Below are 22,610 nucleotides of genomic sequence, written 5' to 3'. Positions count from 1 at the left end.
AAGAATTATACGTATTGAATTTTTGTAGGCATTTTTGGATCTGTATCGTGAATTTCAAAGGATTCACCCACTCCAAATCCTTTTTCCTCTAGTACTTGTGATACTGACATACGAGCTAGTTCTTTCATGTTATTATCTAAGCTTAAATGGGCTAAATAAATATGCTTTGTCTCATCTGTAATTACATCTGCCATTGCTAATGCAGCATCTTCATTACAAACATGCCCAACGTCGCTTAAAATACGTCGTTTAATGCTCCATGGGTAACGTCCCATACGAAGCATTTCCACATCATGATTACTTTCAAATACGAAAGCATTAGCTCCCTTAATAACGCCCTTCATACGGTCGCTTACGTATCCCGTATCTGTAATAAGTGCTAATTTCCTATTATTGTTATGGAAAGCATAAAACATCGGTTCTGCCGCATCATGAGAAACTCCAAATGATTCAACTTCAATATCACCAAATGTTTTCACATCCCCAACTGAGAAAATGAATTTTTGCTCAGTTGGGATATTTCCTATTAAATGTTCCATTGCATTCCATGTTTTCTCATTCGCATAAACGGGTAAATCATATTTACGCGCCAATACACCTAACCCTTTAATATGATCACTATGCTCATGTGTTACAAGAATACCTGATACATCATTTATATTCAGTTCTGCTTGTTTAAATAAAGCCTCTGTCGCTTTACCACTTAAACCTGCATCGACTAGTAATTTTTTTTCATCGGTTCCTACGTATAGCATATTTCCTGTACTTCCACTTGCAAGTACGCTAAAATGCAACCCCATTCTTTCTCACTCCAGTATGTTCATCAACCACTTGATTTTCCTTTTCCCCTAATTCCATAACTTGTCCTTCAATTGCATTCACAAAGAAGTCCTGTTTCTGCTCCGTTTTTAAATTCCACGTTGGAGCAAGTACTTGGTTATTAGAAGTAGATGCGGTAAGAGTGGCATAGCCAATTTGTGCTTCTTTAACATGCGTATTTCCATGAATTTTATTTTTTAAATACAAATTTTCTAAAGCTGTTTGAGCCGTAATAATTTCTTGCTCTTTCGTTTTTTCACCTTCGCCCATTTCTTTTAAATCAGTTAGCATTGTCTGCGTATATGAAACAAGTTCATTTTTTTCATTTAATTCCACAACAATCATCGCCTGATTATTATAGAAAATAGGCTTATCTTTATATTTTTGGAAGAAATAAATTTTAGAGTCTTTCACCGCTCCAAATTCATACTTTTGTCCATCCAATACATAGTTCTTCAAAAATTCATTATACTTATCTTTTGATAATGATTTCGTATTTAAAAAAGGCTCTTTTAGCTTACTTTCTATCTTGTACATATTTTGTATATGCGCCGTTTGATTTTTCAAAGACTGTATATCATCTTCTTTAAAGGCTTTATTTTCCGCTCTAATAAACGACTCTTTTTTCGGTTCCTTAGGGATATTCCCTATAGTAATTTTGTTTGCCTTTAATTCTTGATCTATCTTTGTTTCTGCAATAAGCTCCAATTGATTACTATCTTGCTTTTGAATGAATTGAAAAATGAGAAAGAGGTCCAAAACAAAAAAGGTCACAATAAATATGGTTTTAATCCGATCCCAATCCATTTAGTCCTCCCTCACTCCACTCATAGATTTTCTGTTTACCTGTTTCACCTTCAACAAGCTTTACATACCAAATTGGTTGTAGTCGAACTACTTGTCCATCTAGTGATAACTTGTATCCAATACCAATATCCTTAATTACTTGTTTCTTTATCTCTGGATTATTTTCTAGAGATGCTATTACAACATGCCCTGACGGAAGAGTAACCTTCTGTTCTATGCCTTTAGTATTTAAAGACAGCAACGGTCTTTCATATTCCATTACTTCTTCTGATCCCCATTTTTGTCTCAATTCAGCTAATCCATCTGTATTGAATACGGAATATCCATCTTCATGTAAGCGAAACACTGTCTCTCCTTTATTCATATAGTCCAAACGATATGAATCCAAACTTCCACTGTGACCACTTACGAATTCAAAGCTTTTTTGTAACAGCATTAAATTATCTATCGTTTTCTCAGTTAAGACAGAAGAGTTTTTATACTTTAGCATGTGACGATCGTCTTCAATTTCCATAGATCTAATACCATCTGTAAATGTTTCTTTCGATATCTCAGTAATTGGACTTAAATAACGAGGATCACTAAACAGAGCATTCTTAAACGTATCCACTGCTAAATTAGATGAGATATATGTTATATTGTTTAACTCTGTCGTTCCATCTGGTAAAAATAACTTTTTCATATCATTGATTTGATAATCAAAATAAGGCTTTGCTGATACTATAAATTGATTTTGGGCATTTACAATATCTTTTAAATACACGCCACTTAATTTTGCCTCATATATTTTAAAGTTATCACCATCAGAAACAAAGTTAATTTTAATTTCTTGATCCTTACTTCTAGAAGGATCAAGAAGAATACGATTAAAATGTTTAGGCTTATCTGTACCTTTCTCTTTCATGTTAAACATGGATTTAACTGCATCAAATGGGATATCGGTAGGGAAAACAAGTTCAATTTTCCCTTCACCATGCACATAGGACAGGAAATCACCCTTAGTGATTGATATCTCTCTAAACTCATGTAGTTCCCCTACTTCCAGAGGCTTATAGATTGATTCTATATCTGCCTCTCTTCTGCTCCCATAATGATTTTTATCTTTATGCACGATGATAGAAGTAGGACGGACAACATCGGCAATTTTAGTTTGATTCGTTCCTTCATTGCCCTGTACAAATTTCGCGTTTTGCATGGATGTAGAATCTGGCACATACGTCCATAGGTTAAAAGTAAGAAATAGGCTAATTACGACTAGGTTAATTAAAACTATTGTTTTAAAGTTTTCCATACTCATTCCCAATCGTCCTCTTCATCTGCTGCCATTGGTAACGTGAAATAAATAGTTGTCCCTTTTCCTTCTTCACTCTTCGCCCAAATAGAGCCACCATGTGCCTCAATCATTTCTTTTGCAATTGCTAATCCAAGTCCCGTACCACCCATTTGTCTTGAACGAGCTTTATCTACGCGATAAAAACGTTCAAAGATTTTATCAACGTTTTCTTTTGGAATACCCATTCCTTGGTCACTTACGCTAATTTCTAATAAATCACCGCGATCACGTAAGCGATATGTTACTGTTCCACCTTCTGGTGAATACTTTAATGCGTTAGAAATAATGTTATACAGCACTTGAGTAATTTTGTCAGTATCCATATCAATAAACCTAGATTTTTTAGAGAAAGATCGTTTGAAACTTACATTTTGCTCTTTAGACATTTCAAAGCGATCAATAACATTATTAAAGAAATCAGTAAAGTCGACCCATTCTTTCATTAAACGGTGCTCTGTACTATCAAGTTTAGATAGCTGTAACAACGCATTTACAAGTCTAATCATTCTTTCTGTTTCTTCTTGTGTAACCGTTAAAAATTGTGGTGCAATATTCGGATCCTGCCACGCTCCATCTGTAAGTGCCTCTAAATAACTGCGCATCGTCGTTAATGGCGTCCTTAATTCATGAGAGACATTCGCCACAAACTCACGGCGTTCCCCTTCTATACGCTCCTGCTCTGTTACATCATATAGTACAGCAATTAAGCCATTGGCCTTCCCTGTTTCTTTTTGAATAACAGAGAAACTAGCACGTAAAATATATGGTTCGTTTCTCGTACTAAAATCTAATAACACAGAATCTGGCTCTTCATATAAATGATCGAGCGTAAATTCTTCCTGTATCCCTAATACCTCTAAAACAGATTGATCGAGCGCTGTTTCACGAGAAACATTTAACATCTTTTCCGCAGGGTCATTTAGTAAAATAATATCCCCTTTTCGGTCAGTAGCAATTACTCCATCTGTCATATGTGATAAAACGGATGATAATTTACGCCTTTCACTTTCTGTAGAAGAACGAGCTTGTTGTAATTTTTTTGATAAATTATTGAAGGATAATGCCAGTTGTCCAATTTCATCATGGCTATGCACTTTTACTTTTCTCGAATAATTTCCTTTTGCCATTTCAATTGCTTGTCTCCGCATATCTGAAATTGGTCTTGTAATTGTTTGAGCCAATAAAATCCCAAGTACGGCCGTTACTAATAAGGCAATTACTGTTCCCGTAGCAAAAATTTGATTTATATCCTTCATTTGTTTATATACATCTTCCATAGATGCAACGATGTATATAACACCAAGCGCATCCTTGCCATTATCATCTAGAATCGGAGTAAGCATAACTTGAACACGATGGCCTGTACTACCATCCTTCTCAATTTTCACTTCTGGCTTTTTTTGTACTAACACTCGCTGAACAGCTATATCAGTTGATGTTCTATTCACCTTATTCTGCTTTGATTCATCTGAAATAGCCAATAACTTTCTATGCGAATCAAATACACTTACCTCTTGGATAACTTTCTTTTGATCAGAGGCAAATTTTCGAATAGAAGTTTTAATGGTTTCATCTGTTGACTCTGTTTCTGCTTTTGTATAACTTTTTTTAAACTCTTGTTTCAAGTTATATGATAATAAGTTTGTTTGCTGCGTTAAAGAATCCCTAAAACCTTGTACTAGGCTCTTCTCTAATTCCCTTACGAAATAAACCCCAATAACTTGCATCGCTATTAATATTAATAGCATATATATAAGCACAAATTTTAAATGAATAGATTGAAAAAAACCAACTTTCTTCATATACTATTCCTGCTCTGGGTCACGCAAGTAATACCCTACTCCACGTCTAGTTACAATTAAAGTAGGATGGCTTGGATTATCTTCAATTTTTTCACGCAAACGACGTACTGTTACGTCTACTGTGCGCACATCTCCAAAATAGTCATAACCCCAAACTGTTTGTAATAAATGTTCGCGTGTCATAACTTGTCCTAAATGTTTCGCTAAATAATGTAGCAACTCAAATTCACGATGTGTAAGCTCGATATTTTCCTCGCGCTTCGTTACACTATATGCATTTGGATTAATAACAATTGGTCCAATAACCATTTCTGTATTTTCTTCTTTTTCTGCAGAACCACCTTGTTGATGACGGCGTAAATTCGCCTTCACACGAGCAAGTAATTCCCTCGTACTAAATGGCTTCGTTACATAATCATCTGCCCCAAGCTCAAGCCCTAATACTTTATCAATCTCAGAGTCCTTTGCTGTAAGCATAATAATCGGCATTTCTGAACTTTTACGTATTTCACGGCAAACCTCTAATCCATCTTTACCCGGTAGCATAATATCTAATAAAACCATATCTGGTTGTTCTTCATTAGCTTTTTCAATTGCTTCATCACCATCATGCGCCATTACTATTTCAAAACCTTCTTTTTCTAGATTAAACTTCAAAATATCTGCAATCGGCTTTTCATCATCAACTACTAAAATTTTCTTTCCCATCATCGTCTATTTCCTCCTTATAAAAATATGGTCAATAATCCCTAAACATATCGATGTTTACATAGTATGTCCTATATGACCGCATCCTTTGTTTAAGTATTTTCTCCTCTATTCTCATAGACTCATGTATGATCCACTTTTACACGGCATCCTATACGATCTATAGAAAAACCTCTAGCTTCAACTGCTAGAGGCTCCTCGTTCTATTTTAAAATAACTACTCAGTTTTGTAAAATTACATAAATAAAAAGGATATTAAGTGGGCCCACTTAATATCCTGAGAGTGGCTCGGGACGGAATCGAACCGCCGACACGAGGATTTTCAGTCCTCTGCTCTACCGACTGAGCTACCGAGCCAAAACTATATATAAAACCACTAATGGTGGTATAAACAAAAGTGGCGGTCCCGACCGGGGTCGAACCGGCGATCTCCTGCGTGACAGGCAGGCATGTTAACCACTACACCACGGGACCAAAAATAAGCATAAAAAAACATGACCCGTACGGGATTCGAACCCGTGTTACCGCCGTGAAAGGGCGGTGTCTTAACCACTTGACCAACGGGCCACGAAAAATAAAATGGTGAGCCATGAAGGATTCGAACCTTCGACCCTCTGATTAAAAGTCAGATGCTCTACCAACTGAGCTAATGGCTCATACTCACCAACGTCATATTTTCGTGACGACAAGATGTATCATAACATGTATTCTGTATTCTTCGCAATACTTTTTTTCATTTTTTTATAAAAGATAAGAAAAAACTCATGCGGACATGAGTTTTTTCTAAAAATATCAATTAAGCTTCGTATACATTACGAACAATATTCGTTTGGTTACGATCTGGTCCAACTGAGAACATAGATAATTGAATTCCTGTTAACTCAGAAACACGTTCTACGTATTTTCTTGCATTTTCAGGAAGCTCGTCTAATGATTTTACACCAGTAATATCTTCTGTCCAACCTGGAAGCTCTTCATATACAGGCTCACATTTCGCTAAAATGTTTAAGTTTGCTGGAACTTCATCGATAACTTCGCCATTGTATTTGTAAGCAACACAAATTTTAAGAGTTGGAATATCTGTTAGAACGTCGATAGAATTTAATGATAGATCCGTTAAACCACTAACACGACGCGCATGTCTTACAACAACGCTATCGAACCAACCTACGCGGCGCGGACGACCAGTTGTTGTTCCGTACTCACGACCAACTTCACGAATTTGATGACCAATTTCATCATTAAGTTCAGTAGGGAATGGACCGTCACCAACACGGCTTGTATATGCTTTACATACACCTACAACGCGAGTAACTTTCGCAGGGCCAACTCCAGTTCCAACTGTTACACCACCCGCAATCGGGTTAGAAGATGTAACGAACGGGTACGTACCGTGGTCAATATCAAGCATAACACCTTGTGCACCTTCAAATAATACACGGTGATTGTTATCTAGTGCATCATTTAATACAACAGATGTGTCGCATACATATTGTGCGATTTGTTGTCCATATTCGAAGTACTCTTCAAAGATTTCCTCTACGCTGAAACCTTCTGTATCGTACATTTTTTCAAACAAACGATTTTTCTCTACTAAATTGCGCTCAAGCTTCTCTTTAAATGCTTCACGGTCTAAAAGATCAGCCATACGGATACCAATACGAGCAGCTTTATCCATATATGCAGGACCGATACCTTTTTTCGTTGTACCGATTTTGTTATCACCTTTACTAGCCTCTTCTAACTCATCTTGTTTTAAGTGATAAGGTAAAATAACGTGTGCACGGTTACTTACACGTAAATTATCAGTACTTACACCACGGTCGTGTAAGTATTTTAACTCTTCAAGTAATGCTTTCGGATCTACTACTAAGCCATTTCCGATTACACAAATTTTCTCTTTATAGAAAATACCAGATGGAATTAAGTGTAACTTATATTTAACTCCGCCGAAAACAATTGTATGTCCCGCGTTATTTCCACCTTGATATCTTGCAACTACTTCCGCATGCTCAGAAAGAAAATCAGTGATTTTACCTTTTCCTTCGTCGCCCCATTGTGTTCCTACAACTACTACTGAAGACATTATTAAAGCACCTCCGCAATTTTCAAACGATCTATTCAAACAATATAATTGTACCAAAACCGAAAAAGAAGTCAACCAAAAAGCGAACATTTTTTTATTAAAAATCATTTTCGTTCGTAAGAATTATATTTTCACCTTATGAAAGCCTTATCTTTATCCCATAAAAAAAGAAACACATCTTATTATAAGAAATGTGTTTCTTTTTTATACTGCCTTTATGCCCCATCCTCAAAGCGTCGTTCTAAATTAACGAATTTATTAAATTCTTTAACAAACGCAAGCTCTACTGAACCTACCGGACCATTACGTTGTTTTGCAATGATAATTTCAATCGTATTTTTATTTTCCGTTTCACGGTCATAGTAATCTTCACGATATAGGAAAGCTACAATATCAGCATCCTGCTCAATACTACCAGATTCACGAATATCAGACATCATCGGGCGTTTATCCTGACGAGATTCTACACCACGAGATAACTGTGATAAGGCAATAACAGGCACTTGCAATTCACGCGCAATCCCTTTTAAAGTACGAGAAATCTCAGATACCTCCTGCTGACGGTTCTCACCTGATTTCCCACTTCCTTGAATAAGCTGTAAGTAGTCAATTAAAACCATACCAAGACCTTGTTCTTGCTTTAGTCTACGACATTTCGCTCGAATCTCATTTACCTTAATTCCTGGTGTATCATCAATATATATACCGGCATTTGAAAGACTACCCATCGCCATTGTTAATTTCGCCCAATCATCAGAAGTTAATGACCCGGTACGAAGTCTTTGCGCATCGATATTTCCTTCTGCACAAAGCATACGCATAACAAGCTGATCGGAGCCCATCTCCAAACTAAAAATCGCTACATTTTCATCCGTTTTCGTCGCTACGTTTTGTGCAATATTTAATGAAAATGCAGTTTTCCCTACTGACGGACGTGCTGCTACGATGATTAAATCATTTCGCTGGAAACCTGCCGTCATCTTATCTAATTCAGTAAATCCAGTTGGTATCCCAGTAACTTCACCTTTTTGATTATGCAAAAGTTCAATTTTATCATAAGCATCTACAAGAACATCTTTAATATTTTGAAATGCTTTTGCATTCGTTTGATGGGATACTTCTAATATTTTTTTCTCGGCCTCATTTAAAAGGCCGTCTACGTCATCTTCTCTCTCGTATCCATCCGACACAATATGAGTCGCTGTTCGAATTAAACGACGTAAAAGTGCCTTTTCAGCGATGATACGTGCATAATATTCAACGTTAGCAGCTGTTGGAACAACTTCTGCTAACTCTGCTAGATAAGACACTCCACCAACTTCTTCTAGTAATCCTTGATCAGCCATCGCTGATGTCATTATTACTAAATCGATAGGTTCTCCTTTGTCAGATAACCCAAGCATTACCTCAAAAATCTTTTGATGTTTCGTTCGATAGAATGAGTCAGGTACCAATAACTCTGATGCTGATGTTAACGCATCTTGATCAATTAATATGGCCCCTAAAACCGCCTGCTCGGCTTCTATATTATGCGGAGGGGTACGATCAGCAAGTACATCACTCATACGCAATCCTCCTTGCTTAATTTATTTTTATTGTTCACTAACATGAACTTTTACTGTCGCTGTTACTTGCGGATGCAATTTCACTGTTACATTTGTGTAGCCTAATGCACGGATTGCATCATCCATTTCAAATTTACGTTTATCAAGTTTAATTTTATGTGATTTTTGCATCGCATCTACGATTTGTTTGCTCGTAATAGAACCGAATAAACGGCCACCTTCTCCAGATTTCGCTTTTACTTCTACAGTTAATTTCTCTAATGTTTCTTTCAGCTCTTTTGCATTCTCAACTTCTGCTGCTGCATCTTTTTCTTCTTTACGCTTTTGAGCTTCTAAAGTTTTCATACTGCTATTTGTTGCTTCAGCAGCCAATCCCTGTTTTAGTAAGAAGTTATTTGCATAGCCATCTGGTACGTTTTTTACTTCTCCTTTTTTACCTTTACCTTTTACGTCTTTTAGAAAAATTACTTTCATGATTGTGTGCCTCCCTGTAAATAGTCATCAATAACAAATCGAAGCTTCTCCTCGGCTTCATCTACTGTAACATTTTTCATTTGTGTGGCTGCATTCGTCAAATGCCCGCCACCACCTAAGTTTTCCATAATTAGCTGCACATTCACTTCACCTAAAGACCTGCTGCTAATTCCAATGAGATTCTCGCCACGTTTCGCAACAACAAATGATGCAATAATTCCTGTCATTGTTAATAACGTGTCAGCTGATTGCGCAATAAGCACTTGATCGTAGTAATCATCACTATCAACTTTAGCAATCGCAATTCCATTTTTATAAATGTACGCATTTTTTATAGCTTTTGCAACCCGTAAATACTGATCCATATCTTCCTTTAAAAGTTCTTGTACAAGTACAGTATCTGCACCATGTGAGCGTAAATAGGAAGCAGCATCAAACGTACGAGCCCCCGTCCGGAATGTGAAACTTTTCGTGTCGACAATAATCCCCGCTAACAATGCCGTTGCTTCTAACATTGTCATCTTTAAATTTTTCGGTTGATACTCAAGTAATTCTGTAACCAGTTCTGCCGTTGAAGAAGCATATGGTTCCATATAAACTAGCAATGGATCTTCAATAAAATCTTCTCCACGGCGATGATGATCGATAACTACTACATTTTCAATTTTATGTAACAATTTTTGTTCCATCACCATAGAAGGTTTATGTGTATCAACAACAACAAGTAATGACTCATCATTCGCAAATTCCATCGCTTGCTCTGGAGTAATAAAGTGAGACCATAATTCCTCATTTTGTTTCACTTTGTCCATCAAGCGTTTAATTCCCTTATCAGAATCATTTTCATCTAATACAATATATCCTTTACGCTCGTTTAATTGAGCCACTTTTAAAATACCAATCGCAGCACCAATTGCGTCCATATCAGGAGCCCTATGCCCCATGATAATGACATTACTACTTTCTAATACTAAATCCTTTAACGCATGCGAAATGACCCTAGCACGTACACGGGTACGCTTTTCAACCGGATTTGTCTTGCCTCCATAGAACTTAACTTTACCTGTCGCTTGTTTAATAGCTACTTGATCTCCCCCGCGTCCAAGCGCAAGGTCTAAACCAGATTGAGCCATTGCCCCAAGCTCTGACAAAGGTAAATCACCTGATCCGACACCTACACTTAATGTAAGTGGTATATTCCTTTTAGATGTTTCTTCACGCACCTGATCTAAAATACTAAATTTCCCTTTCTCCATTTGCGTCAGAATACTTTCATTTAGCACAACGAAGAATCTTTCTGAAGATGCACGTTTTAAATACGCACCATACTTAAGTGCCCATTCATTTAGTCGCGATGTCACAAGACTTGTTATATTCGTACGTAATTGATCATCTAATCCTTGTGTAACTTCATCATAATTATCCAAATAAATTACAGCTAAAACAGTACGTTGATCCTCATACATCTTTTCGATTTCTGTTTGTTCCGTTACATCAAAGAAATAAATTAACTTTTCTTCTTTCCTTACAAAAACGCGAAACTTTCGATTATTTAAAGAGACTATATCATCAGAAGTTTCTCCTTTAATGAAAAGAAGTAATGTTTCTGATACATCGTAAAGGTGCCATCCAGCTAATGCATGCTGTCCCAGACATGAAGATAAATAAGGATTTGCCCAATCAATCCCATAATCCTTATTGTATAACAAAATACCAATCGGCATTTGGTTAAATGCTTCATTACTTACTTTCTTTACTCTTGTAATCATATCTGTCGTATGCTTTTCGAAATTCCTTTGAAAATTAAGTTCAAATCGTATAACGATAAAAAATACGATACAAAAAATGATAAAAGCAGCTATTCCCATAATTAAATGAAAATAACAGAGAATTGAAATGAGCACAAACACAAAAAATGCCAATACATAAACAGGATATAAAAACCACTGTTTCTTATCAAATTCAGGCATGTATACAACTCCTATAAAGTAAAACTAACTCACCTTCCAGTTAGTTAAACAGATTAAAATAGTATAAGGAATATTGTTTTATCCCCCTATTTTAGAACGCAATGAAATCCCTAAGTCAATTATACCTAAGATTGTCACAAGAGGAAACAGCATCGGAATAAACATGCATGCAATAAAACTAATAATAGGAATCCCTTTAGTAAAACCTTTTCTATACGCTAAAAAGGCGATAAATGTCAGACCTTGCAGTACAAGCAATAGTGTAAATATGACATTTAGGTTAGAAAATACCATATGTAAATATGATGTTGGTTCTACTTTTATAAAAGTTGCTAACAAAATAAATATAACGTAATACCAAACAATACTCTTTGGTAATTGTATATCTTTAAATTTAGGCCAAGGTATAATGTCATGTTTTAACTTTTTCAAAACACTACCTGATATTATCACTGTAATCCAAGAAAAACATACTGAAACTAGAACAAGTATACTTGGAAATAACGATTGTAATATATCATTCATTTGTGTAAGTAACTCTTTTTGTTCCTTACTAATCGGCATACCTGTAGCACTTACTATCTTTTCACTTTGCACCATACTTTCACTAAACATACTTTGCATTTGCTTCATTATATCTATGTTGAAAAACTTTATACTCGCAACATAAATAAGTACAAAACCAATTAAGTATGCAAGCGTCCCCGCTATTAAGATTTCTACTGACTTTTTTCTTGTTTTATACATATATCCTAAAACAATCCCTATCAATCCAAACATAATTGTCTTCACTAAATTCATAGGTTGACTCACAATAATAGTAACAAAAAGTGATGCTACAAAAATCATGAGCACATTAGATAGTTTATGTCTTATCGTTAATAGTATAAATGGTAACGGCAAAGCAAAAGTTACAACAGTACCCAAAATCGGAACATACATAGATATAAGCAATAAAATTGCATATATAGCTAATAACGCTGCACCTTCTGTAATAAACTTTGTTTGTTTCACATTTTAACCTCTCTTTCAAAAAGAAAAGCATAGCAAAATGCACAGTAGAGTCCGACTCTACTGTGCATTTCATACGCTATTATTCACCAACATATGGTAAAAGTGCCATTTGACGAGCACGTTTAATTGCAACTGTAAGTTTGCGTTGGTATTTTGCGCTTGTCCCTGTTACACGACGAGGTAAAATTTTACCACGCTCAGAAACGAAACGTTTTAATAAATCAACATCTTTATAGTCAATGCGAGTGATGCCGTTAGCTGTGAAGAAACACACCTTACGACGTTTCGCACGTCCACCTTTGCGTCCTGCCATGTCTATTTCCCTCCATTCTTTGTTAAAACTAACAAATTTACTGTATTAGAACGGTAAATCGTCGTCGGAAATGTCGATCGGTTGACCTACATTTGAAAATGGATCGTCATTCTTCGTAAATCCAGAGTTCCCTTGATTACCTTGGTTACCTGAATTACTAGATTGACCAAATGGGTTAGAGCTTTGGTTACCGAAACCAGCTCCTGATGGTTGCTGATTGAATGAACCACGTTGCTCCCCACCGCCATTACGCGGCTCTAAAAATTGTACGCTTTCCGCAAGAACTTCTGTTACATACACACGTTTACCGTCTTGTCCATCGTAATTACGAGTTTGAAGACGTCCATCTACGCCTGCTAAGCTTCCTTTTTTCAAATAATTTGCTACGTTTTCTGCTTGTTTACGCCATATTACACAATTAATAAAGTCAGCTTCACGCTCACCTTGTTGATTCGCAAATGCGCGATTCACAGCTAACGTAAAAGTAGCTACTGCAACACCATTGGGCGTGTAACGTAAGTCAGGGTCCTTAGTTAAACGACCAACGAGGATAACACGATTCATCAATCGAACCACTCTCCCTTATATATCAATTATTTTTCTTCTTCTTTAACAACGATATGACGAAGGATATCTTCGTTGATCTTAGCTAAACGGTCGAATTCGTTAATCGCTTCTGCGTTAGAGTTCACGTTTAAGATCATGTAGAAACCTTCACGTAAGTCGTTGATTTCGTAAGCTAAACGACGCTTACCCCACTCTTTCGTGTTAATGATTTCTGCACCATTGTTTGTTAAAACACCTGCAAAACGTTCAACTAAAGCTTTTTGAGCTTCTTCTTCAACGCCAGGACGAATGATGTACATAATTTCGTACTTTCTCATTACACTTTCACCTCCTTTTGGTCTAAACGGCCCATAATGGGCAAGGAGCAATTAATTTATAGTAATTACTCACGAGTTTAGATTATATCATAGTAAGTTATATGAATCAACTCACCAATACATAAAAAACTTGGCAAACATATAATATATTCGCCAAGCTCATATCTTTATTTTTCCTAGGAAATATTAAATTAAACGTTAAAACGGAAGTGCATAACATCTCCATCTTTTACGATATACTCTTTTCCTTCTAAACGTACTTTTCCAGCTTCTTTTGCAGCTGTCATAGAACCGTTTGTCATTAAGTCATCGTAAGAAACTGTTTCTGCACGAATAAATCCACGCTCAAAGTCTGTATGAATAACACCAGCACATTGTGGTGCCTTCATACCTTGTTTAAATGTCCAAGCACGTACTTCTTGAACGCCAGCTGTAAAGTAAGTAGCAAGTCCTAATAGGTCATATGCTGCACGAATTAATTGATCTAAACCAGACTCTTCAATACCTAGTTCTTCAAGGAATACTTTTTTCTCTTCCTCGTCTAATTCAGCGATTTCTGATTCGATTTTTGCACATACAACGATTACTTGAGAATTTTCATTTTCTGCAAATTCTTTTACCATTTGTACGTATTTATTTTCCGAAGGATCGATAATATCGTCTTCACTTACGTTCGCTACGTATAACATTTCTTTTGTTGTAAGTAAATGAAGGCCTTTAACAATCTTCATCTGCTCTTCTGTAAATTCAACAGTACGAGCCGGTTTCCCCTCTTCAAAAGCCTCTTTTAAACGAACTAAAATTTCATGCTCATATACAGCTTCTTTATCTTTTTGTCTTGCTAATTTCGCAACACGCTCGATACGCTTATCAACAGACTCTAAGTCCGCTAAAATTAGCTCTAAGTTGATTGTTTCGATATCATCAATTGGATCTACTTTCCCTGAAACGTGCGTAATATTTTCGTCTTCAAAACAACGAACAACTTGGCAAATTGCATCTACTTGACGAATGTGAGATAAGAATTTATTTCCTAAACCTTCACCTTTACTAGCACCTTTTACGATACCTGCAATATCAGTAAACTCAAATACAGTCGGAACAGTCTTTTTCGGTTCTACTAATTCCGTTAATTTATTTAAACGCTCATCTGGTACTTCTACAATCCCTACGTTTGGATCAATTGTACAGAATGGATAGTTCGCAGATTCTGCTCCTGCTTGTGTAATTGCATTAAATAAAGTGGACTTCCCTACGTTAGGTAATCCAACAATCCCAGCCGTTAATCCCATATTTTTCACTCCTATGTCTCAATCTTTCATCATTATAGATAGTAACGAAAAAAATGACAAGTTTCCGCCAAACGAAAAAAAGTAACAGTTACCTACTGTAACTGTTACTCTCTCTCTATTCTTCGTGCTTCACAAGTATTTTTTTCACCTTACGATCAAACTCTCTTCGAGTAATCATTACTGAATGGTCACATCCCTCGCACTTAATGCGGATATCCATTCCCATACGAATAATTTTCCAACGATTCTCGCCACATGGATGTGCTTTCTTCATTTCCACAACATCGTACAAGTTATATTCCTTTTGCTCCACTCTTCAAACTCCTCCTCTCCATACTAAATTGCTTTTCCACTAACCAATTCTTCACGATTATATAAAACCATACGTGGATATGGAATTTCAATTCCATGTAAATCAAGACGATTTTTAATCTCTTTACGAAGTGCCCTTGCAATAACTGCATGTTGCATCGGCTCTACTTCAGCAATAACGCGTAATATAACTTCTGATGCAGCTAACGTTTGCACACCTAATAATTGAGGTGTTGTTACCATTTTTTCGTACTTTGAAGGTAACTCTACTAATAAATCTTCAATAACCTGCTCTGCTTTCGCAATATCAGCCTCATATGAAATAGATACATCAACAAATGCTACACTATTACTAACTGAGTAGTTAGTAACTTGAATAATACTTCCGTTTGGTAAAGTATGAATTTCACCTGTCCAACTCTTTACTTTCGTTGTACGAAGTCCAATTTCTAAAACGACTCCTTCAAATTGACCGATTTTAACATAATCGCCAACTGAAAACTGATCTTCTAGCAAAATAAATAAACCTGTAATAACGTCCTTCACTAAACTTTGAGCACCAAATCCGACTGCTAAACCAATTACCCCGGCACCCGCTAATAAACCTGATGCATTAATATCAAACACACCTAAAATCGCAATCAGCATAATAAACATAACAACGTACGCTACAATATTTTCAAGTAATTTCGCTACTGTAACTGTACGACGTTCTGAAATTTGAATTGGAGAACGACTCCCCATACGAAACGCATTTCGTACAACCGCTCTTGCAATTCGCACAACAACTGCACCGATTATTAAAATAATACATATTTTTAATGTCGCAACTCCAATATGAGCCCAACGATCAGCATCTAATAAATACTGTTTCGTAGAATTAAACCACTTCGTTAATAAATCCATGTACCTCTACCTCTCTAGCTAAAATTTCTTTTTAGTTATCCTTATTATTGTATCAGAAGTCCTCTAATTGCTGAAAAAATTTTATGATTTTAATCCTATTTTACCCCCGCCATTCAGGTATAAAATGGAACGAATATATATATACTAGTACTATTATTTCCGTTTTCATTCACATTTTGCAAAAATTACGCACTTATAGATTTCCATTTTTCTCACCATATAACATATATTGAAAATTTATTAAAAGGATGGGTGCTTCATGAATATTGGAAGTTTTCGCTTACCATTTTTTGAGAAAGAAACTCAAAACGTTATGCACCAGGATCTAGAAGCCTCTGAGATAATCAGTAATTTCTTACTTACCCACATTCCTATTAAAACTAATATACCACTCATTCTCGTTTGTATCGGAACAGATCGTTCTACAGGTGACGCACTCGGCCCGTTAGTTGGTACAAAACTTGAACAAATAGACATCAAAAACCTCCAAGTATTCGGTACACTAGATGAGCCAGTACATGCGCTAAATTTAGAAGAAAAAATTCAAAATATACAGAAAGAATATCCTGCTGCATTTATAATTGCTGTTGATGCATGTTTAGGAAAGTCTCAAAATATCGGGTCAATCACTACTGGAAAGGGCCCTAGTAAGCCTGGAGCTGCTATGAATAAGAAATTACCTGCAGTTGGTGATCTGCATATACACGGTATCGTCAATTTAAATGGGTTTATGGAGTTTTTCGTTCTTCAAAATACAAGATTAAGTTTAGTTATGAAAATGGCCGATGTAATCGCACAAAGTATAAAAGAGACGGATCAAAAATTATCCGCACTAAAAAAAGCAAACCATCTATAAATAATAAGATGGTTTGCTCTTTATTTTTTTTGTGATAATAGTTCTAAAATACGATTCAAATCTTCTTTATTAAAAAATTCAATTTCGATTTTACCTTTTTCTTTTTTCGTCTCTTTAATTTTCACATCTGTGCCAAACTTTTCTCTTAAGAACGTTTCACGTTCTACGAAAAATATATTTCGCTCTTTTTTCACTTTTTTTGTTTCACGTGAAACGTGTTGATTAATCTCTTGGACGATTTTCTCTAATTGACGAACATTTAATCCTTCTTTTTCAATGCGTTTCAATAAGGACTTCAATTGTTCTTCATCTTTTATCGTAAGTAAAGTTCTCCCATGAGCCATTGAAAGTTGACCATTTGCAATCATATCTTGGACGAACGAAGGGAGGCTTAATAACCGAGTATAATTTGCAATGTAAGGTCTGCTTTTGCCAAGACGTTTCGCTAATTGTTCTTGCGTTACATTTAGCTCATTCATTAACATCTGGTATGCCATTGCCTCTTCCATAGGATTTAAATCTTCTCGTTGTAAGTTTTCTAACAAAGCAAATTCCATCATTTGCTGTTCAGTTAATTGTCTTACAACCGCAGGTACCTTTTCTAAACCAGCCTCTTTTGCAGCACGAAATCGTCTTTCACCTGCAACGATTTCATATCCTTTAATACTCTTCCTAGCAATTAATGGTTGTAGAATACCGTGTTCCTTAATCGAAATTGCTAATTCCTGAATAGCCTCTTTATTAAAGTGTTTACGCGGTTGATATGGATTTGGCCTTAATTCAGTTACAAGAATCTCCTGAATTGTTTCCTCTTCTTTCACATCTAAATCAGGAAAAAACACATTAATTCCTCTTCCTAATCCCTTAGCCACCTGCAATCACTTCCTCTGCTAAATCTATATATACTTCTGCTCCTCTTGATTTAGCGTCATACTGCATAATAGGTTTCCCATGACTTGGAGCCTCACTCAAGCGTACATTACGCGGAATAATCGAGCGATATACTTTATCCCTAAAATACTTTTTCACTTCATCTATAACTTGGATCCCTAAATTTGTACGGGCATCCAACATCGTTAACAATACACCTTGAATTGCTAAATTTTTATTTAAATGTTTTTGTACAAGTCGAACTGTATTTAATAGCTGACTTAACCCTTCTAGTGCGTAATATTCACACTGTACAGGAATAATAACAGAATCTGCTGCTGTTAATGCATTAATTGTTAATAACCCTAAAGATGGGGGACAGTCGATAATAATATAATCATATTCATCACGAACTGGCTGTAATGCTCTTTGTAAACGTACTTCCCGGGAAATAGTCGGTACCAATTCAATTTCAGCACCAGCCAATTGAATTGTAGCGGGTAGAACATCTAAGTTTTCCGTTGCGGTTTTCTGTATAACCCCTTGAACATCTGCATCTTCCACAAGAACGTTGTAAATACATTGATCTAATTCAGATTTTTCAATTCCCACACCAGTCGTTGCATTTCCTTGAGCATCAATATCTACAAGAAGGACTTTTTTACCTACTTGCGCCAATCCAGCCCCTAAATTAACAGATGTTGTGGTTTTTCCAACACCGCCTTTTTGATTAGCAATAGCAATGATTTTTCCCATGATGTCACCTACTTTCAACCTTTCTATCTTATTCTAATAACAATTACGTTTATTGTAACATGAAATAAAACTTTTTCTTTTACGTCCTTTATTAAACTTCAAAATTTATTTCTAAACTCCTTCTTCATTTAACAAGAAAATATAGTAAAAGAGACCTCTCCAATAGGATAAGGTCTCTAACACGTCGTTATTATTTTTTCTTTGGAATTTTAATTGTAATTTGATAGTACTCATCAAATTCTTCTTCCTCAGAATTAACATTCAAACCACTTTCAGTAACCATTTGTAAAGATTGTCTAATTGTATTCATAGCAATCCTCGTATCTCGACTTACTGCTTTTTGCTTTGCCTTACGCTTCGGTTTTGCTTCCTCTAGTAACTTCGCAATTCGTTCTTCTGTTTGCTTTACATTCAGTTGTTTCTCCACAATTTCCTGTAAAACCTTCAGTTGTAATTCCTCATTTTTTAAAGGAATGAGAGCGCGGGCGTGACGTTCTGTAATGCTTTTTTCTAATAATGCACTTTTTATTTCTTCAGGCAACTTTAACAATCGCAACTTATTTGCGATTGTAGATTGTCCTTTTCCAAGTCGTTGTGCCAATGCTTCTTGTGTTAAATTATGTAACTCAATCAGCTTTTGATATGCCACAGCTTCCTCGATTGCCGTTAGTTCCTCACGTTGCAAGTTTTCAATTAAAGCTACAGAAGCTGTCTCTGTATCATTTAAGTTCTTTATAATTGCAGGAACCTTTTCCCAACCTAACTTTGTTGCCGCACGAAAGCGTCTTTCTCCAGCGATAATCTCGTACTTATCATCCTCATATTGCCTTACAACAATCGGTTGAATAAGTCCATGTGTACGAATCGTTAATGCTAGCTCATCAATACGTGCATCATCAAAAACTGTTCTTGGTTGATAACGGTTAGGGGTAATATTTACTATCGGAATTTCTTGTATTTCTTCATATACCTTTTTATCTATTTCTTCATGGCTTTCGTCTTGTAATTCGAATTCGCTCTCTTTATCTCCAAAGCCAAATAAACGAGAAAACGTATTTTTCATACATATTCCACCACCTTTTAGGCCTATTGACTATTCTCCATAAAATGTTTCCTATGAAACATTTACGTTTTCATTTATATAATTTAATCTTACGTCTAATAAGATTTATTTTTCAATAGGTAATTTATTGGGCGTTCCCGGTTTGCGTGGATATTTCTTTGGTGTCTTGCGCTTTTTCTCGATTAATAAAATATTACGTTCACTCTCTTCAAACGGTAATTGGAACGTAGACATCTCTTTTAACTCTCCGCCTAGCACCTCTAAAGCATACTTACCATTTTCGATTTCTTCATTTGCTGCTGCACCTTTCATTGCAATGAATGTTCCTCCAACTTTTACAAGTGGTAAACATAGCTCACTTAATACAGAAAGACGTGCAACTGCACGTGCCATTACAATATCGTATGATTCACGTACACCTTCTTTTTTCCCAAATGTTTCAGCACGATCATGACAAAATGCAACATCACTTAATTCTAACTTTTGTGCTAAGTGATTTAAGAAATTAATACGTTTTTGCAATGAATCTACAATTGTTACTTTTAAGTGCGGGAAACAGATTTTTAAAGGAATACTTGGGAATCCAGCCCCTGCACCAACATCACAAATTGAGAACGGTTTTGAAAAATCATAATAAAAAGCAGCTGTAATAGAATCAAAAAAGTGTTTTAAGTATACTTCTTCTTTTTCTGTAATAGCCGTTAAGTTCATTTTCTCATTCCACTCTACTAATGTTTCAAAGTAGATTTTGAACTGCTCTAACTGTCTAGAAGAGAGGGTGATCCCCTTCTCTTCTAGCATAGATTGAAATTGTTCTATGTTCATCTAGCAATATCTCCTTACTATTTATTGGTTCGATACGCGCGCAATTTTTCCTTGTTCTATATAAACAAGTAAAATGGAAATATCCGCTGGATTTACGCCAGAAATACGTGAAGCCTGCCCCATTGAAAGTGGACGAACATCTTTCAATTTCTGTCTAGCTTCTGAGGCAAGGCTAGAAATCGCATCATAATCAATATCTACAGGTATTTTTTTACTCTCCATTTTCTTCATACGCTCTACTTGCTGTAAAGATTTTTCAATGTATCCTTCGTACTTAATCTGAATTTCAACTTGTTCTGTAACTTCATCACTTAATTCTACTTCACTTGGTACTAAAAGATGAATATGCTCATATGTCATCTCTGGACGACGTAATAAGTCACTCGCACGTATTCCATCTTTCAATTCACTTCCGCCAATATTGCGAATTAATTCTTGAACCTCAGGACGTGGTTTAATAATAATGCTGCTTAAACGTTCCTTTTCCTGTTCAATTTGTAGTTTTTTATTTGTAAATCGCTCATAGCGCTCTTCTTTAATTAATCCAATTTCACGACCAACTTCAGTTAAACGAAGATCAGCATTATCATGGCGTAATAATAGACGGTATTCTGCACGAGATGTTAATAAACGATATGGTTCATTTGTACCTTTCGTAACAAGATCATCAATTAAGACACCAATATAAGCATCCTCACGACCTAAAACAACTTCTTTTTTACCTAAAGAACGGCATGCTGCATTAATCCCAGCCATAAGCCCTTGTCCTGCCGCCTCTTCGTAACCAGAAGTTCCATTAATTTGTCCTGCTGTATATAAATTTTTAATCTTTTTCGTTTCAAGTGTTGGCCATAGTTGTGTTGGCACAATTGCATCATATTCAATTGCATAACCTGTGCGCATCATTTCAACATTTTCTAGGCCTGGAATTGTTCTAAGCATGTCACGTTGTACATCTTCTGGTAGGCTTGTGGATAAACCTTGCACATATACTTCTTGTGTATTACGCCCTTCTGGCTCTAAGAAAATTTGATGACGTGGTTTATCATTAAATCTTACTACTTTGTCTTCAATAGAAGGACAGTATCTAGGGCCTGTTCCTTTAATCATACCAGAATACATAGCTGAACGATGTAAATTTTCATCTATTAAACGGTGTGTTTCTGTACTTGTATATGTCAACCAACATGGAATTTGATCCATAATAAATTTCGTTGTTTCAAAAGAGAACGAACGTGGCTTATCATCACCCGGTTGAATTTCTGTTTTACTGTAGTCAATTGTATTACTGTTTACACGCGGAGGTGTCCCTGTTTTAAATCTAACAAGATCAAACCCAAGTTCCTCTAAATGCTCAGATAATGTAATAGACGGTTGCTGATTATTTGGACCGCTTGAATATTTTAAGTCGCCCATGATAATCTCGCCACGTAAAAATGTTCCAGTCGTAATTACAACGGTTTTTGCTGTATATTCTGCACCAGCTTGTGTAACTACCCCTTTACACATACCATCTTCAACGATTAAACGCTCTACCATTCCTTGGAATAACGTTAAGTTTGGTGTTTCTTCAATTGTTTTCTTCAATTCATGTTGGTAAGAGAATTTATCAGCTTGCGCTCGAAGTGCACGTACAGCTGGCCCCTTACCTGTATTTAGCATACGCATTTGAATATGAGTTTTATCAATATTACGTCCCATTTCTCCGCCTAATGCATCAATTTCACGAACAACAATCCCTTTTGCTGGTCCACCAACAGAAGGGTTACATGGCATGAAAGCTACCATATCTAAGTTAATTGTTAACATTAATGTTTTTGAGCCCATTCGTGCTGCCGCAAGACCAGCTTCACATCCTGCATGACCTGCACCGATTACTATGACATCGTATGAACCGGCATTGTATCCCATTGTTTATTCCTCCTAATAATCTCTATCTTTCTAAAACATCACTA

The 22,610-nt window shown here is 36.0% G+C and carries 22 protein-coding genes and 4 tRNA genes; 1 reads left to right on the top strand and 25 read right to left on the bottom strand.

Annotation, left to right across the window (positions count from 1 at the left end; all coding sequences use genetic code 11):
• Positions 1-5 precede the first annotated feature (5 nt).
• The 20 genes from MHI28_RS18285 to MHI28_RS18190 all read right to left on the bottom strand — a co-directional run bounded on the left by MHI28_RS18285 (position 6) and on the right by MHI28_RS18190 (position 16,285).
• The gene (locus MHI28_RS18285; RefSeq protein ID WP_000522837.1) at positions 6-800 is read right to left on the bottom strand and encodes an MBL fold metallo-hydrolase; all 795 of its coding nucleotides are present in this window, start codon (positions 798-800) and stop codon (positions 6-8) included.
• Positions 784-1,626, bottom strand: a complete 843-nt coding sequence (locus MHI28_RS18280) for a two-component system regulatory protein YycI (RefSeq protein ID WP_000383719.1) — start codon at positions 1,624-1,626, stop codon at positions 784-786. Before MHI28_RS18280 ends, MHI28_RS18285 begins: the two co-directional genes overlap by 17 nt.
• Complete coding sequence (locus MHI28_RS18275; RefSeq protein WP_000061567.1) at positions 1,607-2,923, bottom strand: YycH family regulatory protein; 1,317 nt, start codon at positions 2,921-2,923, stop codon at positions 1,607-1,609. Before MHI28_RS18275 ends, MHI28_RS18280 begins: the two co-directional genes overlap by 20 nt.
• Entirely contained in the window at positions 2,920-4,761 is a 1,842-nt protein-coding gene (walK, locus tag MHI28_RS18270) for a cell wall metabolism sensor histidine kinase WalK (protein WP_000755366.1), read from the bottom strand. Before walK ends, MHI28_RS18275 begins: the two co-directional genes overlap by 4 nt.
• 3 nt (positions 4,762-4,764) lie before the next feature.
• On the bottom strand, positions 4,765-5,472 hold the full coding sequence (walR, locus tag MHI28_RS18265) for a cell wall metabolism DNA-binding response regulator WalR (protein ID WP_000971869.1): 708 nt from the start codon (positions 5,470-5,472) through the stop codon (positions 4,765-4,767).
• A 281-nt stretch (positions 5,473-5,753) separates the two neighbouring features.
• Positions 5,754-5,826, bottom strand: a tRNA-Phe gene (locus MHI28_RS18260).
• 41 nt (positions 5,827-5,867) lie between these two features.
• Positions 5,868-5,943 (bottom strand) — tRNA-Asp (locus MHI28_RS18255).
• 21 nt (positions 5,944-5,964) lie between these two features.
• A tRNA-Glu gene (locus MHI28_RS18250) sits at positions 5,965-6,036 on the bottom strand.
• Positions 6,037-6,049: 13 nt separating this feature from the next.
• A tRNA-Lys gene (locus tag MHI28_RS18245) sits at positions 6,050-6,125 on the bottom strand.
• 140 nt (positions 6,126-6,265) lie between these two features.
• Positions 6,266-7,555 (bottom strand): adenylosuccinate synthase, encoded by a 1,290-nt coding sequence (locus MHI28_RS18240; protein ID WP_000100230.1) that lies wholly within the window; start codon positions 7,553-7,555, stop codon positions 6,266-6,268.
• 215 nt (positions 7,556-7,770) lie between these two features.
• Positions 7,771-9,120 carry a replicative DNA helicase gene (gene dnaB, locus MHI28_RS18235; RefSeq protein WP_001286147.1) on the bottom strand — a complete coding sequence of 450 codons (1,350 nt, stop codon included), beginning with the start codon at positions 9,118-9,120 and terminating at the stop codon, positions 7,771-7,773.
• Positions 9,121-9,147: 27 nt separating this feature from the next.
• The gene (rplI, locus tag MHI28_RS18230; RefSeq protein ID WP_000864237.1) at positions 9,148-9,594 is read right to left on the bottom strand and encodes a 50S ribosomal protein L9; all 447 of its coding nucleotides are present in this window, start codon (positions 9,592-9,594) and stop codon (positions 9,148-9,150) included.
• On the bottom strand, positions 9,591-11,564 hold the full coding sequence (locus MHI28_RS18225) for a DHH family phosphoesterase (protein ID WP_001113779.1): 1,974 nt from the start codon (positions 11,562-11,564) through the stop codon (positions 9,591-9,593). Before MHI28_RS18225 ends, rplI begins: the two co-directional genes overlap by 4 nt.
• A 78-nt stretch (positions 11,565-11,642) precedes the next feature.
• Entirely contained in the window at positions 11,643-12,578 is a 936-nt protein-coding gene (locus tag MHI28_RS18220; protein ID WP_000814842.1) for a YybS family protein, read from the bottom strand.
• Between the two features lie 79 nt (positions 12,579-12,657).
• Positions 12,658-12,891 (bottom strand): 30S ribosomal protein S18, encoded by a 234-nt coding sequence (rpsR, locus tag MHI28_RS18215; protein ID WP_000918873.1) that lies wholly within the window; start codon positions 12,889-12,891, stop codon positions 12,658-12,660.
• 45 nt (positions 12,892-12,936) lie between these two features.
• Entirely contained in the window at positions 12,937-13,458 is a 522-nt protein-coding gene (ssb, locus tag MHI28_RS18210) for a single-stranded DNA-binding protein (RefSeq protein WP_000981963.1), read from the bottom strand.
• Between the two features lie 26 nt (positions 13,459-13,484).
• Positions 13,485-13,775 carry a 30S ribosomal protein S6 gene (gene rpsF, locus MHI28_RS18205; RefSeq protein ID WP_001233781.1) on the bottom strand — a complete coding sequence of 97 codons (291 nt, stop codon included), beginning with the start codon at positions 13,773-13,775 and terminating at the stop codon, positions 13,485-13,487.
• Positions 13,776-13,966: 191 nt separating this feature from the next.
• Positions 13,967-15,067 carry a redox-regulated ATPase YchF gene (gene ychF / locus MHI28_RS18200; protein ID WP_000524658.1) on the bottom strand — a complete coding sequence of 367 codons (1,101 nt, stop codon included), beginning with the start codon at positions 15,065-15,067 and terminating at the stop codon, positions 13,967-13,969.
• 115 nt (positions 15,068-15,182) lie between these two features.
• The gene (locus tag MHI28_RS18195; protein ID WP_000435486.1) at positions 15,183-15,380 is read right to left on the bottom strand and encodes a DUF951 domain-containing protein; all 198 of its coding nucleotides are present in this window, start codon (positions 15,378-15,380) and stop codon (positions 15,183-15,185) included.
• A gap of 23 nt (positions 15,381-15,403) precedes the next feature.
• Positions 15,404-16,285 carry a mechanosensitive ion channel family protein gene (locus MHI28_RS18190; RefSeq protein WP_000365111.1) on the bottom strand — a complete coding sequence of 294 codons (882 nt, stop codon included), beginning with the start codon at positions 16,283-16,285 and terminating at the stop codon, positions 15,404-15,406.
• A 259-nt stretch (positions 16,286-16,544) separates the two neighbouring features.
• On the opposite strand from MHI28_RS18190, the gene yyaC reads away from it, so the two are divergent.
• Positions 16,545-17,141, top strand: coding sequence for a spore protease YyaC (gene yyaC, locus MHI28_RS18185; protein WP_001020711.1), 597 nt, complete (start codon positions 16,545-16,547; stop codon positions 17,139-17,141).
• Positions 17,142-17,161: 20 nt separating this feature from the next.
• Here the strand turns inward: yyaC and spo0J are convergent, their stop codons facing one another.
• The 5 genes from spo0J to mnmG all read right to left on the bottom strand — a co-directional run bounded on the left by spo0J (position 17,162) and on the right by mnmG (position 22,566).
• Positions 17,162-18,013 carry a stage 0 sporulation protein Spo0J gene (gene spo0J / locus MHI28_RS18180; protein ID WP_001051833.1) on the bottom strand — a complete coding sequence of 284 codons (852 nt, stop codon included), beginning with the start codon at positions 18,011-18,013 and terminating at the stop codon, positions 17,162-17,164.
• Positions 18,006-18,767: a sporulation initiation inhibitor protein Soj gene (gene soj, locus MHI28_RS18175; RefSeq protein WP_000516114.1), complete on the bottom strand. Its 762-nt coding sequence runs from the start codon at positions 18,765-18,767 to the stop codon at positions 18,006-18,008. The genes spo0J and soj overlap by 8 nt, the downstream gene beginning before the upstream one ends.
• A gap of 190 nt (positions 18,768-18,957) precedes the next feature.
• Positions 18,958-19,830: a nucleoid occlusion protein gene (noc, locus tag MHI28_RS18170; protein WP_000799016.1), complete on the bottom strand. Its 873-nt coding sequence runs from the start codon at positions 19,828-19,830 to the stop codon at positions 18,958-18,960.
• Positions 19,831-19,935: 105 nt separating this feature from the next.
• A complete protein-coding gene (gene rsmG, locus MHI28_RS18165) occupies positions 19,936-20,655 on the bottom strand; it encodes a 16S rRNA (guanine(527)-N(7))-methyltransferase RsmG (RefSeq protein ID WP_001019628.1) in 720 nt (239 codons plus the stop codon).
• 21 nt (positions 20,656-20,676) lie between these two features.
• The gene (mnmG, locus tag MHI28_RS18160; protein ID WP_000541045.1) at positions 20,677-22,566 is read right to left on the bottom strand and encodes a tRNA uridine-5-carboxymethylaminomethyl(34) synthesis enzyme MnmG; all 1,890 of its coding nucleotides are present in this window, start codon (positions 22,564-22,566) and stop codon (positions 20,677-20,679) included.
• Positions 22,567-22,610 lie beyond the last annotated feature (44 nt).

The sequence above is a fragment of the Bacillus sp. FSL K6-0268 genome, from assembly GCF_038005425.1.
GTDB lineage: Bacteria > Bacillota > Bacilli > Bacillales > Bacillaceae_G > Bacillus_A > Bacillus_A thuringiensis_S.
Note: the sequence above shows the minus strand (reverse complement) of the source record. Positions and strands in the feature narration are given on the sequence as shown.